This is a genomic window from Amycolatopsis sp. 195334CR, assembly GCF_017309385.1.
GTDB lineage: Bacteria > Actinomycetota > Actinomycetes > Mycobacteriales > Pseudonocardiaceae > Amycolatopsis.
Map to the genome: position 1 here is coordinate 3,294,549 of NZ_JAFJMJ010000001.1, position 19,736 is coordinate 3,314,284.

The following is a 19,736-nucleotide window of genomic DNA, read 5'->3' on the forward strand; positions in this document are numbered from 1 at the left end:
CTCGGGGGTTTCCCTGATGATTCCGGCGCGTCGCCGTGTGACCATGGGCCACGTGCCAGAACAGCTCCAGCAACCCACCGCGCCCGCGCCGCCCGATGCGGAGACCGTGGTGATCCCTGCGCCGCGCTCGGCGGTCGAGGAAGCGGGCCCGCCGAAGATGTACCGGCGGCGGTCCGGGCGGGCCGTGGCCGGGGTGGCCGGCGGTCTCGCCGACCACCTCGGCGTGCGCGTGCTCTGGGTGCGGATGGCCTTCGCGCTGCTCGGCGGCCTCGGCGGGGTGGGCATGTTCGCCTACGGCCTGCTCTGGGTGTTCGTCCCGCAGAACGCCAAGGAGGAGAAGAAGGAGGGCTCGGCCAAGGACCGCCAGCAGGCGTTCGGGCTGATCGCGCTCGGCGTCGGCCTGTCCGTGGCCGGGGGTGCGCTGAGCGGGCTGTTCAGCGGCTGGGTGGCCGCGCCGCTGACGGTCGCGCTGATCGGCGCGGCGGTGGTCTGGCGGGAGGCCGACGAATCGCAGCGCCGCCGCTGGCGGACGGGTGCCAAGACGGGGGTCGTCGGCACGCTGTCCGGGGCGGGCGGCTGGTCGGCGGCGATCCGCATTCTGGCCGGGGCGGCGCTGGTGATGACCGGGGTCGGCGTGGTGCTGCTCCGCTCGGGGAGCATGGAGCAGATCCAGTTCGCGTTGCTCGCGGTGCTGGCCACGCTGATCGGGGTGGCGGTGCTGACCGTGCCGTTCTGGGTCCGGCTGGTCCGCGACCTCGGGGAGGAGCGGCGGGCCCGCATCCGCACCGAGGAACGCGCCGAGATCGCCGCGCACCTGCACGACTCGGTGCTGCAGACGCTGGCGCTGATCCAGAAGCAGTCGGGGGACCCGCGTGAGGTGGCGCGGCTGGCCAGGGGACAGGAACGGCAGCTGCGCAGCTGGCTCTACGGGCCGTCGGGGTACGGGGACAAGGAGAAGTCGGGGTCGGAGGGCCTTTCTCAGGCGGGGCAGTCGGGGGGCCGCCTGACGCGCTTGTCGGAGGCCATCGCGACCGCGTGCGGGGAGGTGGAGGACAGCTTCGCCATCTCGGTCCAGCAGGTGGTGGTCGGCGAGGCCGAGCTGGACGAACCGCTGACCGCGCTGGTGCAGGCCGCGCGGGAGGCCATCGTCAACGCGGCCAAGCACGCCGGGGTGGACGAGGTGAGCGTGTACGCCGAGGTGGAGCCGACGGCGGTCACCGTGTTCGTGCGCGATCGGGGGAAGGGGTTCGACCAGGACGCGGTTCCGGCCGACCGGCATGGCCTCGCGGACTCGATCCGGGGGAGGATGGAGCGCAACGGCGGCAAGTGCCGCGTGCGCACCGCCCCTGGCGAGGGCACCGAGGTGCAGTTGGAGATGCCGCTCAAGGTTGGGAAGGTCGCGTGACGGACGAAGCGAAGAAGCCGGTGTCGGTGTTCCTGGTGGACGACCACGCTTTGTTTCGCGCGGGGGTGCGGGCCGAGCTGGAGTCGATCACCGAGGAGGTGCGGGTGGTCGGCGAGGCGGGGTCCGTCGCCGAGGCCGCGACGGGGATCGCGCGCACCCGCCCGCAGGTGGTGCTGCTCGACGTGCACATGCCGGACGGTGGCGGCGCCGAGGTGCTGCGGCGGATCCGGCCGGAGCTGCCGGACGTGGTGTTCCTGGCGCTGTCGGTGTCGGACGCGGCCGAGGACGTGATCGCGGTGATCCGGGCGGGGGCCCGGGGGTACGTCACCAAGACGATCTCGTCGAAGGAGCTGGTCCGGGCGGTGGTCCGGGTCTCCGACGGCGACGCGGTGTTCTCGCCGCGGCTGGCGGGCTTCGTGCTGGACGCCTTCGCCGACCGGCCCGGCTCCGCCCCGATCAGCGACCCGGAACTGGACCTGCTGACCCCGCGCGAGCGGGACGTGCTGCGCCTGCTCGCGCGGGGGTACGCGTACAAGGAGATCGCGTCGGAGCTGTTCATCTCGGTGAAGACGGTGGAGACCCACGTGTCCAGCGTCCTGCGGAAGACCCAGCTGTCCAACCGGTACGAGCTGTCCCGCTGGGCCTCCGACCGCCGTCTCGTCTGAACTACTTCGCTGGAGCCGGTTCCACCGGGATCGGCTCCAGTTCGAGGTGCGTCGCGCGCCTTTTGACCCTGGTCAGCGCGACGCCGCCGAGCACGATCAGCATGCCCGTCAGCACCCGCAGGTCCAGCTGCTCGCTGAGGAACAGGCTGCCCAGCAGCACCGACACCACCGGCAGCAGGTACCCCACCGTCGACGCGGCCACCGCGCCCTCGGTCTCCAGCAGCCGGTAGTTCATCGCGAACGCGATCCCGGTGGAGAACACGCCGAGCACCGCCACCGCGACGAAGGCACCCAGGTCGAAGTGCACCGGCGTGGTGCCGCCGACCGGCATCGCCAGCAGGATGAACCCGCTGGCCAGCAGCATCTGCGTGCCCGCGAGCACGATCGGCGACGACCCGCTGCGCGAGAGGTACCGCTCCTCGTAGACGAACACGAACCCGTAGCTGGCCGACGCCGCGAGGCAGGCCAGCGCGCCCCAGCTGAGCAGGCCGGACGCCTGCCACGGCGCGAAGATCACCGCGGTACCGGCCAGGCCGAGCACCAGCCCGGCCCCCTTGGCCAGGCCCAGCTTCCGCTCCATCCCCCAGAGCACCGCGACCAGCAGCGCCCACAGCGGGGTGGTCGCGTTGATCACCCCGGTGATGCCGGAGTCCACCGTCTGCTCGCCGATCGCGAAGAGCAGGAACGGCAGCGCGCAGTGGAACAGCCCGGCCACCGCCAGGTGGAACCACAGCCGCCGGTCCGACGGCAGCCGGTGGCGGTTGAGCAGGCAGAGCAGCAACAGCACACCGGCGCCGAGCACCAGCCTGGCGAGCACGAGCTGCACCGGCGAGAACGCGTGCAGCCCGAGTTTGATCCAGAAGAAGCTCGACCCCCACATGAGTGCGAGCGCGCCCATCCGCAACAGGGTCTTCGTTTCGGTCACCCCAGCCTCCCTCGAGTACGGGTCCAGCCTCGCCAGGTCGAGAGATAAGAACAAGCGAAATCTTCTGCAGTGATCTGTTAGCAGAACTGTAAGATCGGACCATGCTCGACTTCCGGCGCATGCAGGTGCTGAGCGCGGTGATCACCAGCGGTTCGATCTCCGCGGCCGCTCGCACGCTCGGTTACACGCCGTCGGCGCTGAGCCAGCAGCTGTCCACCCTGGAACGCGAGGCGGGCACGCCCCTGCTCGAACGCGCTGGTCGCGGCGTGCGCCCGACCCCGGCCGGACGCCTGCTCGCCGAACACGCCGAAGTGCTCGGCCACCAGCTTCTGCGGGCAGAAGCAGCTTTGGCCGAGCTGAAGGACGGGCGGACCGGGAGCCTGTCCATCCGGTACTTCGCCACCGCGGGCGCCGCGCTGGTGCCGCCCGCGGTGGCCGCCGTGCGCCGCGACTTCCCCGGGGTCCGCCTCAGCCTGAAGCTGACCGAGCCGGAGGACCCGCTGCCCTCGGTCGAGTCCGGCGAGACCGACTTCGCCATCGTCGTGGTGCCGAGGCAGGGGCGACCGGCGAAGAACGTCGACCTGTTCCCGCTGCTCGACGACCCCTACCGGGCGGTGCTGCCCCGGTCGCACCCGCTCGCGTCGAAGGAGGTGATCGAGCTGGCCGACCTCGGCGGCGAGCCGTGGGTCGGCATCGAACCGCTCGGCCCCTGCCTCGACATCCTGCTCGGCGCCTGCGCCGAAGCCGGGTTCACGCCGGAGTTCGCGGTCGAATCCGAGGACTACGCCACCGCGCAGGGCTTCGTCGCGGCCGGGCTCGGCGTGATGCTGATCCCCGAGCTGGGCCTCGGCTCCCCGCATCCCGGCGTGGTGGTGCGCCCGGTCGTCCGGCCGGAGGTCGTGCGCTGCATCCACGCCGCGGTCGCTTCGCACGCGCGTGAGCTGCCGGTGGTCCGCCACCTGGTCGACGGCCTGCGGGCGGCCTCGGTCAGAGCAGGAACAGCTCGGTGAACGCGATTCCCATCGCCACCGCGAAGAAGATGGCCAGCGCCATCACCACCCAGCGGCGGATCTGATCCCCGGACGGGGCCGACCGCTGGGTCTGCTGGGGCGGCATGGGGGCCATCTCGCCGATGCGCGTCTGCTGGTGCGGTGCGCCGTGCTCGGCCGGCGGGGGCGTGGTCACCTGGGGCAACGCGGTCGCGGTCGGTGGGATGAACGCGGTCTGCCTGCCGTCGGTGATCGCCTTGAGCGAGGTGATGATGTCGGAGACGGTCGGCCGGGTGACCGGGTCCGCGCGCAGCATCTTCGACAGCGCGCCGGAGAGCACGCCGGTGTGGTTCGGCTGCACCTGCGGGCCCGCCCCGTCCGGGCCCATCGGCGGCACGCCCTCGACCGCGGCGAACAGGGTGGCGCCCAGCGAGTACGAGTCGGACGCGGTGGTCGGCGTCTCCCCGCGCCGCACCTCGGGCGAGAGGTACGCCGGGTCGAGCCAGCCGGAGATGCCGATGTCGGTCAGCTTGACCCCGCCGTCGTCGGCCAGCAGCACGTTGCTCGGCTGCAGACCGCGGTGCGGGATGCCGGCGGCGTGCGCGGCGATCAGCGCGGAACCCAGCTGGACGCCGAGGAAGGCCGCCTGCTCGGCGGTCAGCCTGCCGTACTCGGACAGGAAGTCGACCATGTTCCGCGAGGGCACGTACTCCATCGCCAGCCAGACGTCGGCGCCGTCGCGGACCACGTCGTGCACGGTGATCGCGCAGGCGTGCGAGATCCGGGTGGCGTCGTGGCCCTGCTGCATGGCGACCGCGCGCGCGTGCTCGGCCTGCTGCGGATCGAGTCCGGGGGGCAGGTAGAGCCGTTTCGCGGCCACGTTGCGGTGCAGGCGCGTGTCGTACGCCATCCAGACGATTCCCGCTCGCCCGCGCCCGATCGGCTGGTCCAGCCGATAGCGGCCGCTGATGAGCGCGCCCTGAGAACTCAATCAACTACCTCTGTCACGCCAACGATCCGGGGGTTCTGGCCATCCACAGTAACCGGTGATCCACTGCCACCGCGCCACAGCGAGCGTGAGCCTGCCTACTCGGTGCCGCTGGGCGGCGGTCCGCTCGGTTCCGTCGACGGGTCCGGTGGCGTGGACTTCGACGGCTTCGGCGAGGACTTCGTCGGCGTCGGCGTGTCCTTGGTCGGGGTGTTGTCCTTGGGCGGGGCCGACGACGTCTGCTTCGGCGGCTCCGGACGCGACGAGGACTCCTCCTCGACGCTCGACTCCACGACCGAGCTCTCGGTGCTCGACGGCGCGCTCGAACTCGGCGCGGGCGGCGGCGCGATCGGGTCGGCGTCACCCGCCTTGTTGTCGCCGGGCAGGAAGATCCACACCCCCAGCGCCACCAGCGCGACCAGCACGATGCCGCCGATCGCGGCGGGCTTCTTCCACGCACCGCGGCGGTCGTCCGCCGCCGTCGCCGCGCCCTGCGGGGCGGGCTGGTAGTCGTAGCCGTCGTCGTCGTTGTTCGGGTACGGCTGCGGCGGGGCCGGCGCGACCGTGGTGGCGGCCGCGGCGCGGAACTGGTCGCTGTCGTAGTCCTCGTCGGGGTAGCCCTCGGCGGGCGCGTAGCCCTCGTCCGGGCGGTCGTCGTAGAAACCGCCGGCGGCCGGGGTGTCCGAGAGCGTGCCGGAGTAACCGCCGGACATCTCGTCGGGCTCCGGCAGGGTCTGCGTGCCGAGCGCGCCGGCCATCGCACCGGCGCCGAGCGCCGCGGCCGGGGCGGCGAGCGCCTCGGTCGGCCCGCCGAGCGGGGTCTCGCCGCGCGCGACCGCGTCCAGCAGGTCCTGGCACTCCTCGGCGGTCGGCCGGTGGTCGACCTCGGGGTGCAGCATCACCGCGAGCACGCTGGCCATCGGCCCGGACTGGCGCGGCGGGTTGATCTGCCCGGCGGCCACCGCGTGCAGCAGGCTCAGCGTGTTCTCGCTCAGCCCGAACGGCGGCTGGCCCTCGCAGGCCGCGTACAGCGTCGAACCCAGCGAGAACACGTCCGACTCGGGGCCGGGGTCACCGCCGATGGCCACCTCGGGGGCCAGGTAGGCGGGGGTGCCGGCGATCATGCCGGTCTTGGTGACGGTGACGTCGTCCTTGGCCCGGGAGATGCCGAAGTCGGTGATCTTCACGTGGCCGTTGCCCGCGATCAGGATGTTGCCCGGCTTGATGTCGCGGTGCACGATGCCGACCGCGTGCGCCTCCTTGAGCGCCTCCGCGATCTGCGCGCCGATCCGCGCCACCTCCATCGGCGGCAGCGTTTTGTGCTCGTGCAGCACCTGCGCCAGGCTGGTGGAGTTCAGGTACTCCATGATCAGGCACGGCTGGCCGTTGTCGTCGGTGACCACGTCGAACACGGTGATCGCGTTCGGGTGGTGCAGCCGGGCGGCGATCCGGCCCTCGCGCATCGTGCGCTGTCTGGCGTCCTCGGCCTCGTGCCCGTCCAGTCCCGGCTGCAGCAGCAGTTGCTTGATCGCGACCGTGCGCGCCAGTACCTCGTCGTGCGCTTGCCAGACGGCGCCCATCGCGCCGGTGCCGATCCGCTGGACGATGCGGTACCGACCGGCGACCAGGCGACCCTCGTCGCTCACGCGACCTCCTTCTGGTGCTCCACGGGCCTGACGGTGGAACTCGTGCCCGCTGAAGCGTATGCACAGGGGGACGGTCTGTGGGCCTGGTTTGCCGAGACCGTCTCGTGATTAAGGCTAGGGCGTTCACTCTGCGCACACGCAGGCGGCACCCAACGCGTGGGTGGGCCTGGTCACGGCGAGCGGCGACGAGCCTAGGAAGTGTGCTGGGCGGAGAGCAAGCGCGCCTGGGAGATCAGTCCGCCGTCCGGGCCGGTGAACCACAGCTGCTGGGTGATCCGCAGCTGCCGCCCGTCGTCGCCGAACATGCTCACCACCGCGAGCACCGAGCCGTCCGCCTGCTCGCGCACGCTCTCCACGTGCACCGAGTCCATCGCGGTCCACGCGCGGACGAGGTCGCCGGGCTGCTCGCCGGCCAGCGCGTCGGTGAGCATCGACAGCGCGCCGCCGGGATCGACGTCCACCCGCCGGTAGAACTGCTCGACCAGTGCGCGCTTGTCGGCCGGGGTGCTGGTCGACGTGCCCGCCGCCGGGGACACCGTGCCGGGCACCACCTGGGCCGCGGTGGTGCCGCCGGTGGTGGTGGTGCTCTGGCCGGTGGACGTCGTGGTCTCCGAGGTCGCGGGCAGCTTCGGCATGGTGGGCGCGGGCCCGCGTGGCGCCGGGATGGCGAACCCGCCGAGCGCGGCCGCGCCGGTGATCCCGGCTTCCGCGGGCTGGACGGTGCCTGCCGAGTGCTCCGGCGGGCGGTCGCGCAGCATGGCCGCGGCGGCGATCGAGCCGGTCAGCAGCGCCGCGGCGCCGAGCAGCCCGAACAGCTTGGAGCGGCGGGCGAACCGGCTCTCCGGCTCGTGCGGTGGCGCGTCCGGCTGCCTCGGCTCGCGGTCCGGCACGGGTTCGGGGACCGGTTCGGGCAGGAACTTCTCCGGCGCGGCGAACACCTCCTCGAGGTGCGCGCGGTCGACCAGTGGATCGGCCAGCATCTCCGGTGGGACCACGTCCTCCACCCGGGTCCTGGCCGGCTCCTGCTGGATACCGGTTGTCTCGTGCACGCCTCCAGGTAACCGAACGAGCACGGCCCGGAGCCACCCTCGATCGCCGGATAGCCCCTCCGGCACGACGAACGGCAGTCAAGGCCACTCACATGGCCCAATCCTGAGCCATTCGGCGCTGGGCCGAACGGCCTAGCGCTTGGCTGTAACGCTCATCGGCCGTCGTCGGTGATCTTGTCGTTCTCGCTGAAGACGAGGGTGCGCTGCTCGGTGGTCTTGCTGCCGTCGGCGTGGGTCACCTCGACGGTGTTCACCGTGACGCCGTCGTTCGGGTCCACGTAGATGTGCTTGACCTCGAAGTACGCCACGTCGGAGTAGCTCTCCCGCAGGCCGGAGGCGCCTTCCTGCTGGAGTTCGCCCTCGGTCAGCGCGGCGGCCGAGCCAGGGTCCTCGGTGACCGTGTTGAAGAACTTCTCCGAGTGGTCGGCCATCGTCTTCGGGTCGTTGCTGGTCCAGTAGCGCTGCTTCTCGAACTCGCGCTTGGCCGGCTTCGCGGGCGGTTTCGCCAGGTCGGGCTGGGGCTGGCTGCTGTCGGGCCGGCCGCTGCCCGGACCGGTCTGCGGGGTGGTCGGGCGGCTGCCGCCGACCGAGGACGGCGCGTCGCCGGTGCGGGTGCCGGTGCCGGGCTGGTCGCTGGAGGCGGGGAGGTCGCTGCCGGGCACGGACGGGTCGGTGACGTCCGTCGCGGGCGGTTCGGTGCTGGTGCCGGTACCCGTGCCGTCGCCAGGCAGCGGCAGGTCGCCCTGGACCAGCGGGTGGCCACCGCCGCCGTTCTCGCCGAGCCAGCCGTTGATCGCCCGGGACTCGCTGGCCGGTGGCTGGCCGACCAGGAACGAACCGGCGCACAGCATGGCGACCACCACGCCACCCGAGGAGGCGGCGGCGAACCAGGCGGCCTTGCGCCAGGTCCGCGGCGGGGTGACCGAGGCGGGCACCGAGCCGAGGTCGAAGGTGCCCAGCCCGTCCACCGGCGGCGCGACGTAGATGCGGGCCTCGTCCTCTTCCGGCGCGGGCGGCGGGGGTGGCGGGGTCAGCGTGACCTTGGTGCGCCGCACCGGCCCGGTGACCTCGGCGGCGGGTGGACGCTGTTCACCTCGCTGGCTGGGCAGTTCCGGCGGGGTGAAGGGGGCGGTGTCGGCGAAGTCGGGGCAGGCGCCGAGGCCGGGGCCGTCGCCGAAGCCGGAGCCGTCGCCGAGGCCGGGGCCGTTGCCGAAGCCGGGGCCGAGGTCGGGGCGAGTGCCGAGGTCGGCGCGGGTGCCGAGGTCGGTGCGAGCCGGGACCGGCAGCACGCCGCGGGAGGCGCGGAAGCCGGGGTCGGTGCGCTGGGCGGGCGGCTCGAGCGTGCCGGTACCGCCGAAGGCGCGGTGCGAGTGGTGTCCCTGCGCGTGCGGGACGGCCGGGGTCCAGGTGCCGGAGCCGCGGCGGTGACGGCCGTGCCCGGTACCGGTGCCGGTGGAGTCGATCCTGCCGTTCATGCTGGGTGGACCTCTCCTCCCTGCCGTGCTGACGGTGGTCTTGCCCGGTTCAACCCGATCGGAGCAGTTGCACATTCGGTGCTGCCGAGCATTTGCACATCACATCTGCACGAGCATCCGACTGTGCACATGCGAGACCACCGGCCTCGCATGCCCGAACTGACACGCGGGTCCTCTCGAAGAACAGAGTAGAAGGCCCGGGGCAAGAACGCGCCATCGAATCTGCAACTTGCAGAAAATTCACTCCGACGGGCGCGCCGGGCGGGTGGCGCGCCCCGGACGGCACCCCGAGTGACCGCTCTGAGTGTGCCTCCGGGCCTCAGCCGCCGCTGCGATACCTCTGCTGGGTGGACTGCAACGCCTTGGTCGCCACCGCTCCGCTACCGGCGGCGAGCACGATCGCCAGGATGTCCATCGGGATCGCCTCACTTCCGGTGATCAGCAGCGCCAGGAACGAGGCGGCCGTGGTACCGCCCGCCACCGCCCACCGGCTGCGCACGTACTGCGCGATCGGTGAGCCACCCGCCCTGTCCTTGGCGGCCTTGTTCAGCATCGCGAGGTAACCGGCGTGACCGAGCGCGGCGAGCAGCCCGGCGATGGCCACCACCACGGCGATCAGGTTGACGATCGTTCCCATGCGTCCAGTGTGCCCGTCTCCGGCGCACCGCGGCTCAGGGCACACCCTGAACTTCCGGCATCGTTACCGGCCGAGCCGCCCCCGGCCGAGGTTCAGCAGCGCCATCGCCAGCTCACGGCCCTCCGGCCCGAGTTCGCGGTACCGGGCGAGCACGTCCATCTCGCGGTTGTAGACGATGCGCGTGCCACCGGCGGCCATCCGCGCGGCGCCGATCGTCTTGGACACCTCGACCCGGCGCTTCACCAGGCGCAGGATCTCCTTGTCGAGCCAGTCGATCTCCTTGCGCAGCGCGTCGATGTCCTGCGCGTCGGCGACTTCGCTGGTCTCGTCGGTCTGGGGGTTCATCGGGACCTCCGTGCTCGGGTCCGGCTCCGCTTCGGGTCCCAAAGCCTGCGAAAGCCCCGGGTCCGTGGACTCCGGGGCTTCGTGGTGACTGCGTCGTGGCACTACGCGGACACGGGAGCCGGAGTCCGGATCCCGTAGAAAAATCGGTGGTAGCGCCGCACGCCGTCAGTATTGCACAACGTCACGCCGCCGGGCCGGGAACCCGCGCACCCAAGCGTGCCCGGCGACGCTGAGCGCAAGCCAGAAGATGGGCACGAGCGGCCAGAAGAACTCGGCGCCGGAGAACGCCCAGCGGACCACGAGCAACACCGAGAGCAGCGCGGCGATCCCCGCGTGCACCCGGAGCGCGCGCACGGCGTGCACCGGCGCGCGCCGGAACGACGCCCGCTCCGGTGGCAGGTCGGCGGTCAGCCCGGTCAGTTCGTCGGTGAACGTGGCGGCGTAGACCGCGGCCACCCGTTCGTCGGTTTCGGTGAGGGTGAGCCTGCCCGCCGCGCCGGCGGACTGGACTCGGGTGGCGACCCGTTCGCGTTCGGCGTCCGAAGCGCGGATCCTGGCTGGTGTCGGCTCTGTACTGGACATGGCACCAGGGTGCGCGCGGGTGGCCCGTCCCGGCATCGGCTCCCGGGCGGCTCCGCCACCTACGTCCGGTGCCGTACTTCGTCACCCCTCCCGAGTAACGTGGACAGGCGATGGACACCCTCTTCGATCTCCCCGCCCCCACCGGCGAGTCCGCCCTGCTGGCCGACCTCAACCCCGCCCAGCGCGCCGCGGTCACCCACGCCGGTGCGCCGCTGCTGGTCGTCGCGGGCGCGGGGTCGGGCAAGACCAGGGTGCTCACCCGGCGGATCGCCTACCTGCTCGCCGAGCGCGGCGCGCACCCCGGCCAGATCCTCGCGATCACCTTCACCAACAAGGCCGCCGCCGAGATGCGCGACCGGGTGAGCGAGCTGGTCGGCAAGCGCGCCAACGCGATGTGGGTGTCCACCTTCCACTCCATGTGCGTGCGGATCATGCGGCGCGAGGCCAAGACCCTCGGCATGACCTCCAGCTTCTCCATCTACGACGCCGACGACACCAAGCGCCTGATCACGCTGGTCGCCCGCGACCTCGACCTGGACCCGAAGCGGTACCCGGCGCGCACGCTGGCCATCCACATCTCGAACCTGAAGAACGAGCTGCTCGACGCCGAGGACGCCAAGGCGAAGGCGGCCAACGACCTGGAGCGCCGGGTCGCCGAGGCGTACGCGGAGTACCAGCTGCGCCTCGGCCAGGCCAACGCGATGGACTTCGACGACCTGATCATGCGCACGGTCGAGCTGCTGCAGAACTTCCCCGACGTGGCCGAGTACTACCGGCGCCGGTTCCGCCACGTGCTGGTCGACGAGTACCAGGACACCAACCACGCGCAGTACACCCTGGTCCGCGAGCTGGTCGGCACCGGGACCACCGAGTCCGGCGTGGAGCCGGGCGAGCTGTGCGTGGTCGGTGACGCGGACCAGTCGATCTACGCCTTCCGCGGCGCGACCATCCGCAACATCGAGGAGTTCGAGCGCGACTTCACCAACGCGCACACCATCCTCCTGGAGCAGAACTACCGCTCCACGCAGACCATTCTCTCCGCGGCGAACGCGGTGATCGCGCGCAACCCGAACCGCCGCGCGAAGCGGTTGTGGACCGACTCCGGCGACGGCGAGAAGATCGTCGGCTACGTCGCGGACAACGAGCACGACGAGGCCGCGTTCGTCGCCGGCGAGATCGACGAGCTGGCCGATTCGGGCGCGGCGACCTACGGCGACGTGGCCGTCTTCTACCGCACGAACAACCAGTCGCGCGTGTTCGAGGAGATCTTCATCCGGCTCGGCCTGCCCTACCGCGTGGTCGGCGGGGTGCGGTTCTACGAGCGGCGCGAGGTCCGCGACATGCTGGCCTACCTGCGCGTGCTGGCCAACCCGGAGGACACGGTCAGCCTGCGCCGCATCCTCAACGTGCCCAAGCGCGGCATCGGCGACCGGGCCGAAGCGGTGGTGGCCGCGCACGCCGAGCGCGAGCGGATCTCGTTCGCCGCGGCGCTGCGCGAGTCCGTCGACGGCAAGGTCACCCTGATGAACCCGCGGTCGCAGAAGGCCATCGCGGGCTTCCTGGCGCTGATGGACGAGCTCGGCGGACTGGTCGAGGACGAGGCCGAGGTGGCCGACATCCTGGAGGCGGTGCTCGAACGCACCGGCTACCGCCAGGAGCTCGAGGACTCCGACGACCCGCAGGACGCCTCGCGGGTGGAGAACCTGACCGAACTGGTCACCGTGGCCAGGGAATTCGGCGAGTTCGCGGCCGAGGTCACGCCGCCGCCGGAGGACACCGTGGTGGTGCCCGGCTCGCTGCCCGCCTTCCTGGAGCGCGTGTCGCTGGTCGCCGACGCCGACTCGATCCCGTCGCCGGACGGGGAGGACGCCGACGACGCGGGCGTGGTCACGCTGATGACCGTGCACACCGCGAAGGGCCTGGAGTACCCGGTGGTGTTCTGCACCGGCTGGGAGGACGGGATCTTCCCGCACATGCGCGCGCTGTCCGAGCCGGCCGAGCTGGCCGAGGAACGGCGGCTGGCCTACGTGGCCATCACCCGCGCGCGGCAGCGCCTGTACGTCTCCAGGGCGGTCGCGCGGACGGCCTGGGGTCAGCCGATGGCGAACCCGGCTTCGCGCTTCCTGGACGAGATCCCGGCCGAACTGCTCGACTGGCGGCGCGAGGAGCCGTCCCGCGGTGGCTTCCGCTCCGGTTCCCCGCGCGCGGCGACCACCTGGGGGAGCCGCTCGTCCTCGTTCGGCGGGGATTCGGCGCAGGCCGGCCTCTCCTCGCGCGGGATGCGCACGACGAACTTCAAGGGCTGGAAGGACACCGTGGCGCTGAAGCTGGACGTCGGCGACCGCGTCAGCCACGACAAGTACGGCCTCGGCACGGTGGTCGCGGCCGACGGCACCGGTCCCCGCGCCACCGCGACCATCGACTTCGGCGCCTCCGGCAAGGTCAAGCTGATGCTGATCGGCAGCGTCCCGATGCAGAAGCTCTGAAACTGTCGTACCCACCCGCTATAACGGACGTCGAACACAAGTTCGACGAGCGGGTGGGTCCCTGCACCCCCCGGGAGCAGGAGAAACGACATGTGGCGAACCGGTGCGGCGTGCGCGGCGACGTCCCGTAGGTCACTGCGCACGCGGCAGCCCGCGCGCTGGAATTCGGCGTTGCGGTGCTCTTCGCGTCCCGGTCAGCTCGGCACCGCGCGGCACGCGCACGCCGAAGGCCCGGACGGGGTGGCGCGTGGGGGTGACGGTGGTGGAGGACAGCCCTCGTCCGTCAGGGACGAGGGCTGTCCACCGGAAGATCCGGAAGGATCAGATCTTGACGCCGCGCTCGCGCAGCCAGGGGCTCGGGTCGATCTTCTTGCCGCCGCCGGTCCAGACCTCGAAGTGCAGGTGCGGTCCGGTGGACTGGCCGCGGTTGCCGACCTCGGCGATCTGCTCGCCGGCCTTGACCTTCTGGCCCGAGCGGACCGAGAAGCTGTTCATGTGGCCGTAGACGTGGATCGTGCCGTCGTCCATCTGGATGCGGACCCAGAGGCCGAAGCCGCTGGCGGAACCGGCCTCGATCACCGTGCCGTCAGCGGCGGCGAGGATCGGGGTGCCGATCGGGGCGGCGAGGTCGATGCCGTTGTGGCTGGCGCCCCAGCGGGCGCCGAAGCCGGAGGTGAACCGGGCCTCGGGGCACGGGTTCACGATCTTGGGGCGCTTGGCCTCTTCTTCCTTCTTGCGCTGCTCCGCCTCTTCGCGCTCCACGCGAGCGGTGGTCACCGACGCGCTGTCGTCCAGCTTCTGGACTTCGGCGGAGGCGTCGCTGCTGAGCGCGACGGGAAGGAGCTCGGGAGCGCTGGCCTTGGTGTCGCCACCGACACCGAACGCGGCGCTGGCGTCACGAGAGCTGGCCAGCGGCGTCACATTGGCGTCGGAGTCGGAACCCAGCGACTGGAGCGTCGAGCCGGCGGCCGCGGCGGCGAACGCGCCGGCGGCGACAGCGGCGACCACAACGCGGCCACGGAGTGCGGACGGGGGCGGGGGGAGCCGGTGCGTGCCCCGGACTCGGACGACCGCACCGTCAAGTGCGTCTTCGAGCTCCGGGGAAGGAACTTGGCCGCCGGGGGAGCGGTGTCGAGCCAAGACTACGGGGCCTTCCATCTTCGGGGAATCAGATCTCGCGTTCGGGCTGCCGGGCGGGGGATCCCGGTGAGCAACCTCGGGGGTGGTTGCTCGGCGTCCTATTCGTGATCTGACTGTAATGGGGACCCGGGGACAGTAACGAAGGGGCACCGCCCGGGGCAAGGCGCAGCAGCCGTGTCGGCCGAACGAGGCCGACGGGCGCGCGCACTAGCTGTGCATATGACTAAAAGTAGACCCCTGATTACTCCGTAGGTGTGACCTGGACAACAGGCATCCACCCGTGTCCCAGGTCACAAAACCGCCCCCGCGGTCCCCTGAAGCTCCCGTTGTCCCGATTTACCCGGGTCGCGCCCGGAATAAACCGTTGCGCTCCCGCTGATGAGGGCTTTCACCCGTCCGAACTATCGGTTCTTGGTCGCATCGGTGCAGCTCACACGCCCATTCCGCCGCCGCGCCGTATCGCCGGGCACCTGATCGCCCGCGGCCCACTGAGCCCGAACCGCTGCGAGCCCACCGAAAGTTCGCGAGCACCGCGGCGGCGCACGGGCCCCAGCCACTTCCCGTGACCACCGTGGCCGCGACATCCGTGCCCAGTGACGACCGCACCCCCGTGGCGACGGCGGCCAGTCACGACTGCGATCAGCGGCTTACGAAGCCCGTCGTCCAAGGCCCGGCCCCCAAGAAAGGACCCGGCTCCCCCAAGAAAATGACCGGGGCCCACCCACGAAGTGCGGGCGGACCCCGGCCATTCAGTCCCCGGTTCCCTGTGGTGGTTGTCCGCCGCCCCGCCGGCGGGCAATCCCCTGTACCGCTCCGCCCCGAAGGGAGCGATATGCCGTTGGACGCCTGACCGCCACCCAGGTTGCGCGCCGCCCGGATCCAAGTGCCCCGGATTCCAAGGCTGCGTCGCGCCACATCCCGAGGGTGCTTGGCGCCCCGGCTCCCAAGATCGCGTGGCGGCCGGACCCGAAGGTCGCGTGGCGCCCGGATCTCGAGGTTCCGTGCCGCCCGGGTCCCAGGGCTGCGTCGCGCCCGGACGCAAAGGGCACGGGCGCCGGATCCCAGGTTTGCGTCGCCCCCGGATCCGAGTGCCCCCGGATCCGAGTGCCCCGGACCCAAGCGGCCCCCCGGACCCAAGCGGCCCCGAACCCAAGTGGCCCCCGAACCCAGGCGGCCCCCGGACCCAAGTGGCCCCGGATCGAGGGTGCGTGGCGCCCGGCCCCGCACCGCCGGGGCTTGCTAGCGTCGTCGCGATGACTTCCAAGCCCGGTCTCCTTACCGGGGCGCTGCTCTCCGGGGTGCTCGGCTCGGTCCTGCTCGCCGTCGGCGGGGTGCTCCCCGTCGTCGGGGACGCGGCTCCCGGGTACGCCAGCGCGGCCCCGCTGATCGTGCTGGCGCTCCTCCCCGCCGCGCTCGCGGTGCTCGCCTTCACCCGCGGCCGCCCCACGCTGGCGGCCGGGGTGCTCGCCGGGACGGCCGTGCTCGCACCCGGCCGCCTCCTCCTCGACCTCCAGCTCCTCGTCGACCTCTCCACCGCCGCCCGCCCCGAGTTCCACGTGCCCGTCCAGCTGGAAGCCGGCACCGCCGGCCCCGGCCTGTGGGCACTGCTCGCCGGCCACGTGCTCACCGCCGCCGCGGGCATCGCCGCCGTGTACTTCGTGCGCCGCGAAGCCGAGGCCGAGGGCACGGACCTGCCCGGCGGCCCCCGCCTCGTGGTGCTCGCGATCGGGCTGACCGTCGTCGCCGGGGTCGGGCTGGTGATGGCGCCGTTCGAGTCCGCCGACCCCTACCTCCCCGCGCGCAACGCCTTCGAATCGCCGTGGCCGGTGCTCACCGGCGCCCTCTTCATCGCCTTCGCCATGCCGCTCGGCGCCGCGCTGGCCTTCGGCTCCGGCCTGCGCGCGGCCGCCAGGGGCAGCGTGCTCGGCCTCGCCGCCGGGGTGCTCGCGGTCGCCGTGCCGAACCTCATCGCCGGGTTCGCGGTCAAGGACGCCTCGGTCAGCGCGGGCCCGGTGGTGGCGATCGTCGCCGCGCTCGGGCTCGCCGCGCTCGCCGTCGCCCGTCAGGAAGGCACCCAGCAGAACGACGACCCCGACGTCGCCGAGGAAGCCAAGCTGCCCGGCAGCCGCCGCCTGGAGCTGGCGACCGGCGCGCTCGCCGTCCTCACCGCCGTGGCCGCCGCGCTCGGCGGACTGACCGCGCAGGTGAGCAGTTCCTCCCCGGCCATCGAGGCCCCCGAGTCGCCCGCGGCCCTGCTGCTCGTGGTTGCCGGTGTGCTGCTCGGAGTGCTCGGACTGGCCGTGCTCCTGCCCGGCCTCGGCGAGACCCTGCGTCCGGCGCTGTCCGTGGCCTGGGTCGTGGTGCCGCTCGCGGGCACGGCCGTGCTCGACACCGTGCTCACCGCCTCCCGCTTCGGCGGCGTGCTCAGCCCCGGCCCCGGCGTGACGTGGACCTCCATCGCGTTGTTCGCCGCGGTCGTCACCGGCATCTGCTCGGCCGTCGCGGGCATGGTCGAGCGCGAGAACGACGACGGCCGCCGCCCGGCGGGCAGCGCGACCACGCCGGTGGTCGCCGCGGCCGTGCTCGCCGTCGCCGCGTTCGCCACCCCGGTGGTCACCGCGCCCGACTACGACCCGCCCACCCTGGTCACCGGCTTCGGCGCGTCCTGGTGGGGCACGGTGATCGCGCTGGTGGCCGTGCTCGCCGCCTTGGCGCTCTCGTTGCGCAGCCGTCCGATGCGCGCGTTCGCCCTGCTGCTCGGCGTGCTCTTCGTCCTGGTCCTCCGCGCGGCCGAGTTGCCGCTCGTCGAACTGGACGGCGCCACCAGCGGTGCGGGCCTCTGGCTGGCTATCGCCGCCGTGATCGCCACGGCGATTTCCGCGGGATTCGTCACACGCGCCGCCGACGACGAGTCGTGACCGTTCCGCCGCGCGTGCTCCTCGCCGCCTTCGACGAAACCCCCGTGCTGGCCGAAGTAGCCAGGGCGCTGCGCGACGAAGGCATCGAGGTGATCTACGCGGGCGTGCTCGAAACCGCCGAAGAAGTCGTCAGCGCGGCCGAGCAGGAGGACCCCGCCGTGATCGCGGTTTCGCCGTCGGCGCCGGAAGTCGCGCTCGACGGTGTCGAAGTGGTCGGCTTCCGCACCGTTCAAGAAGGTGTCGACCGGGTGAAGATGGCCACAGGAGCGAGGTCACGGGCCCGTCGGTGACCGACTTCACCGGGTGCGGAGTCCACTACCGAACCGCAGGTCGCTAGGGTCGACTCGGCGAGAAAAGCCGCCAACGAAACCAGCACAGTGGCGTGTCGTCAGGAGACTGGAGTAGTGGACCTTTACGAATACCAGGCGAGGGATCTCTTCGCCGCCCACGGTGTACCGGTGTTGTCCGGTGCCGTGGCCCATACGCCCGAAGAAGCCCACGCGACGGCCGCGGAGATCGGTGGCCAGGTGGTCGTCAAGGCCCAGGTCAAGACGGGCGGCCGTGGCAAGGCCGGTGGCGTGAAGCTCGCCGACACCGCCGATGAGGCCAAGGAGAAGGCGCAAGCCATCCTCGGCATGGACATCAAGGGCCACACCGTGCACCGCGTGCTGGTGGCCGAAGCCTCGGACATCGCCGAGGAGTACTACTTCTCCTTCCTGCTGGACCGCGCGAACCGCACCTTCCTCGCGATGGCGTCGGCCGAGGGCGGCGTGGAGATCGAGCAGCTCGCGGTGGAGCGCCCCGAAGCGCTGGCCAAGATCCCGGTCGACGCGATCACCGGGGTGGACAAGGCCAAGGCCGTGGAGATCCTGACCGCGGGCAAGTTCCCGGAGAAGGTCGTCGACGAGGCCGCCGACGTGGTGGTCAAGCTCTGGGAGACCTTCGTCTCCGAGGACGCCACCCTGGTCGAGGTCAACCCGCTGGTCCGCGACCCGCAGGACAAGATCATCGCCCTCGACGGCAAGGTCACCCTCGACGAGAACGCCTCGTTCCGCCAGCCGGGCCACGACGCGCTCGTCGACAAGCAGGCCGAGGACCCGCTGGAGGCCAAGGCCAAGGCGAAGGACCTCAACTACGTCAAGCTCGACGGCGAGGTCGGCATCATCGGCAACGGCGCGGGCCTCGTGATGTCCACTTTGGACGTCGTGGCCTACGCGGGCGAGAAGCACGGCGGCGTGAAGCCGGCCAACTTCCTCGACATCGGTGGCGGCGCCTCGGCCGAGGTGATGGCCGCCGGGCTGGACGTCATCCTCGGCGACCCGGCCGTGAAGAGCGTCTTCGTCAACGTCTTCGGTGGCATCACCGCGTGCGACGCGGTGGCCAACGGCATCGTCGAAGCGCTGAAGATCCTCGGTGACGAAGCGGCCAAGCCGCTCGTCGTGCGGCTCGACGGCAACAACGTCGAAGAGGGCAGGCAGATCCTGGCCGAGGCGAACCACCCGCTGGTGACCGTGGTGGACACTATGGACAACGCGGCTGACAAGGCTGCCGAGCTCGCAGCGGCAGGGGCGTGAGATGTCGATCTTCCTGAACGAGAACAGCAAGGTCATCGTGCAGGGCCTGACCGGGTCCGAGGGCACCAAGCACGCGACCAAGATGATCAAGTCCGGCACCAACATCGTGGGTGGCGTGAACGCCCGCAAGGCCGGCCAGACGGTGACCATCGAGGGCAAGGAGCTCAAGGTCTTCGGCACCGTCGAGGAGGCCATCAAGGAGACCGGCGCCGACGTCTCGGTCGTCTTCGTGCCGCCGAAGTTCGCCAAGGACGCCGTGGTCGAGGCCATCGACGCGGAGATCGGCCTGGCCGTGGTGATCACCGAGGGCATCCCGGTGCACGACTCGGCGTACTTCTGGGCGCACGCGGTCGCCAAGGGCAACAAGACCCGGATCATCGGGCCGAACTGCCCCGGCGTGATCAGCCCCGGCAAGTCGAACGCGGGCATCATCCCGGCGAACATCACCGGCCCCGGCAAGATCGGCCTGGTGTCCAAGTCGGGCACGCTGACCTACCAGATGATGTACGAGCTGCGCGACATCGGTTTCACCACCGCGGTCGGCATCGGCGGTGACCCGGTCATCGGCACCACGCACATCGACGCGCTCGCGGCCTTCCAGGAGGACGCGGACACCGAGGTCATCGTGATGATCGGTGAGATCGGTGGCGACGCCGAGGAGCGGGCCGCGGACTACATCAAGGCCAACGTGACCAAGCCGGTCGTCGGCTATGTCGCGGGCTTCACCGCGCCCGAGGGCAAGACCATGGGCCACGCGGGCGCGATCGTCTCCGGTTCGTCCGGGACCGCGGCCGCGAAGAAGGAGGCCCTCGAGGCCGCCGGCGTGAAGGTCGGCAAGACGCCGACCGAGACCGCCAACCTCGCGCGCGAGCTGTACAACAGCCTGCACTGAGCCCAGCGCTCCCAGACCGA

17 protein-coding genes are annotated in these 19,736 nt (G+C 71.6%); 8 read left to right on the forward strand and 9 right to left on the reverse strand.

All coding sequences use genetic code 11. The features are described from left to right. Positions 1 to 43 precede the first annotated feature (43 nt). Entirely contained in the window at positions 44 to 1,405 is a 1,362-nt protein-coding gene (locus JYK18_RS16210) for an ATP-binding protein (RefSeq protein ID WP_206802842.1), read from the forward strand. Beyond that, positions 1,402 to 2,070, forward strand: coding sequence for a response regulator transcription factor (locus JYK18_RS16215; RefSeq protein ID WP_206802843.1), 669 nt, complete (start codon positions 1,402 to 1,404; stop codon positions 2,068 to 2,070). Before JYK18_RS16210 ends, JYK18_RS16215 begins: the two co-directional genes overlap by 4 nt. A gap of 1 nt (position 2,071) precedes the next feature. Here the strand turns inward: JYK18_RS16215 and JYK18_RS16220 are convergent, their stop codons facing one another. Continuing rightward, positions 2,072 to 2,995 carry a DMT family transporter gene (locus JYK18_RS16220; protein ID WP_206802844.1) on the reverse strand — a complete coding sequence of 308 codons (924 nt, stop codon included), beginning with the start codon at positions 2,993 to 2,995 and terminating at the stop codon, positions 2,072 to 2,074. 101 nt (positions 2,996 to 3,096) lie between these two features. Here JYK18_RS16220 and JYK18_RS16225 point away from each other — a divergent pair, with 101 nt between their 5' ends. Next, complete coding sequence (locus tag JYK18_RS16225) at positions 3,097 to 4,005, forward strand: LysR family transcriptional regulator (RefSeq protein WP_206802845.1); 909 nt, start codon at positions 3,097 to 3,099, stop codon at positions 4,003 to 4,005. On the opposite strand, the gene JYK18_RS16230 is transcribed toward JYK18_RS16225, so the two are convergent. The 7 genes from JYK18_RS16230 to JYK18_RS16260 form a co-directional block, all read right to left on the reverse strand. Beyond that, positions 3,983 to 4,975 carry a serine/threonine-protein kinase gene (locus JYK18_RS16230; RefSeq protein ID WP_206802846.1) on the reverse strand — a complete coding sequence of 331 codons (993 nt, stop codon included), beginning with the start codon at positions 4,973 to 4,975 and terminating at the stop codon, positions 3,983 to 3,985. The genes JYK18_RS16225 and JYK18_RS16230 overlap by 23 nt on opposite strands. 95 nt (positions 4,976 to 5,070) lie before the next feature. Then, positions 5,071 to 6,618: a serine/threonine-protein kinase gene (locus JYK18_RS16235; RefSeq protein WP_206802847.1), complete on the reverse strand. Its 1,548-nt coding sequence runs from the start codon at positions 6,616 to 6,618 to the stop codon at positions 5,071 to 5,073. Between the two features lie 191 nt (positions 6,619 to 6,809). After that, positions 6,810 to 7,667 (reverse strand): hypothetical protein, encoded by an 858-nt coding sequence (locus tag JYK18_RS16240; RefSeq protein ID WP_206802848.1) that lies wholly within the window; start codon positions 7,665 to 7,667, stop codon positions 6,810 to 6,812. Between the two features lie 152 nt (positions 7,668 to 7,819). Continuing rightward, the gene (locus JYK18_RS16245) at positions 7,820 to 9,142 is read right to left on the reverse strand and encodes a hypothetical protein (RefSeq protein ID WP_242579148.1); all 1,323 of its coding nucleotides are present in this window, start codon (positions 9,140 to 9,142) and stop codon (positions 7,820 to 7,822) included. 319 nt (positions 9,143 to 9,461) lie between these two features. Then, positions 9,462 to 9,779 (reverse strand): hypothetical protein, encoded by a 318-nt coding sequence (locus JYK18_RS16250; RefSeq protein ID WP_206802849.1) that lies wholly within the window; start codon positions 9,777 to 9,779, stop codon positions 9,462 to 9,464. A gap of 63 nt (positions 9,780 to 9,842) precedes the next feature. After that, complete coding sequence (locus JYK18_RS16255; RefSeq protein WP_206802850.1) at positions 9,843 to 10,124, reverse strand: chorismate mutase; 282 nt, start codon at positions 10,122 to 10,124, stop codon at positions 9,843 to 9,845. Between the two features lie 165 nt (positions 10,125 to 10,289). Then, positions 10,290 to 10,706 carry a DUF1707 domain-containing protein gene (locus tag JYK18_RS16260; RefSeq protein ID WP_206802851.1) on the reverse strand — a complete coding sequence of 139 codons (417 nt, stop codon included), beginning with the start codon at positions 10,704 to 10,706 and terminating at the stop codon, positions 10,290 to 10,292. Positions 10,707 to 10,816: 110 nt separating this feature from the next. On the opposite strand from JYK18_RS16260, the gene pcrA reads away from it, so the two are divergent. Continuing rightward, complete coding sequence (pcrA, locus tag JYK18_RS16265; protein ID WP_206802852.1) at positions 10,817 to 13,192, forward strand: DNA helicase PcrA; 2,376 nt, start codon at positions 10,817 to 10,819, stop codon at positions 13,190 to 13,192. A 321-nt stretch (positions 13,193 to 13,513) separates the two neighbouring features. Here the strand turns inward: pcrA and JYK18_RS16270 are convergent, their stop codons facing one another. After that, on the reverse strand, positions 13,514 to 14,200 hold the full coding sequence (locus tag JYK18_RS16270; protein ID WP_228004383.1) for a M23 family metallopeptidase: 687 nt from the start codon (positions 14,198 to 14,200) through the stop codon (positions 13,514 to 13,516). Between the two features lie 1,385 nt (positions 14,201 to 15,585). On the opposite strand from JYK18_RS16270, the gene JYK18_RS16275 reads away from it, so the two are divergent. The 4 genes from JYK18_RS16275 (at position 15,586) to sucD (ending at position 19,716) form a co-directional block, all read left to right on the forward strand. Continuing rightward, positions 15,586 to 17,250, forward strand: a complete 1,665-nt coding sequence (locus JYK18_RS16275; RefSeq protein WP_206802854.1) for a hypothetical protein — start codon at positions 15,586 to 15,588, stop codon at positions 17,248 to 17,250. Beyond that, the gene (locus JYK18_RS16280; protein ID WP_206802855.1) at positions 17,247 to 17,540 is read left to right on the forward strand and encodes a cobalamin-dependent protein; all 294 of its coding nucleotides are present in this window, start codon (positions 17,247 to 17,249) and stop codon (positions 17,538 to 17,540) included. The genes JYK18_RS16275 and JYK18_RS16280 overlap by 4 nt, the downstream gene beginning before the upstream one ends. 114 nt (positions 17,541 to 17,654) lie before the next feature. Continuing rightward, entirely contained in the window at positions 17,655 to 18,824 is a 1,170-nt protein-coding gene (sucC, locus tag JYK18_RS16285) for an ADP-forming succinate--CoA ligase subunit beta (RefSeq protein ID WP_206802856.1), read from the forward strand. A gap of 1 nt (position 18,825) precedes the next feature. Then, entirely contained in the window at positions 18,826 to 19,716 is an 891-nt protein-coding gene (gene sucD / locus JYK18_RS16290) for a succinate--CoA ligase subunit alpha (protein ID WP_206802857.1), read from the forward strand. Positions 19,717 to 19,736: the final 20 nt, after the last annotated feature.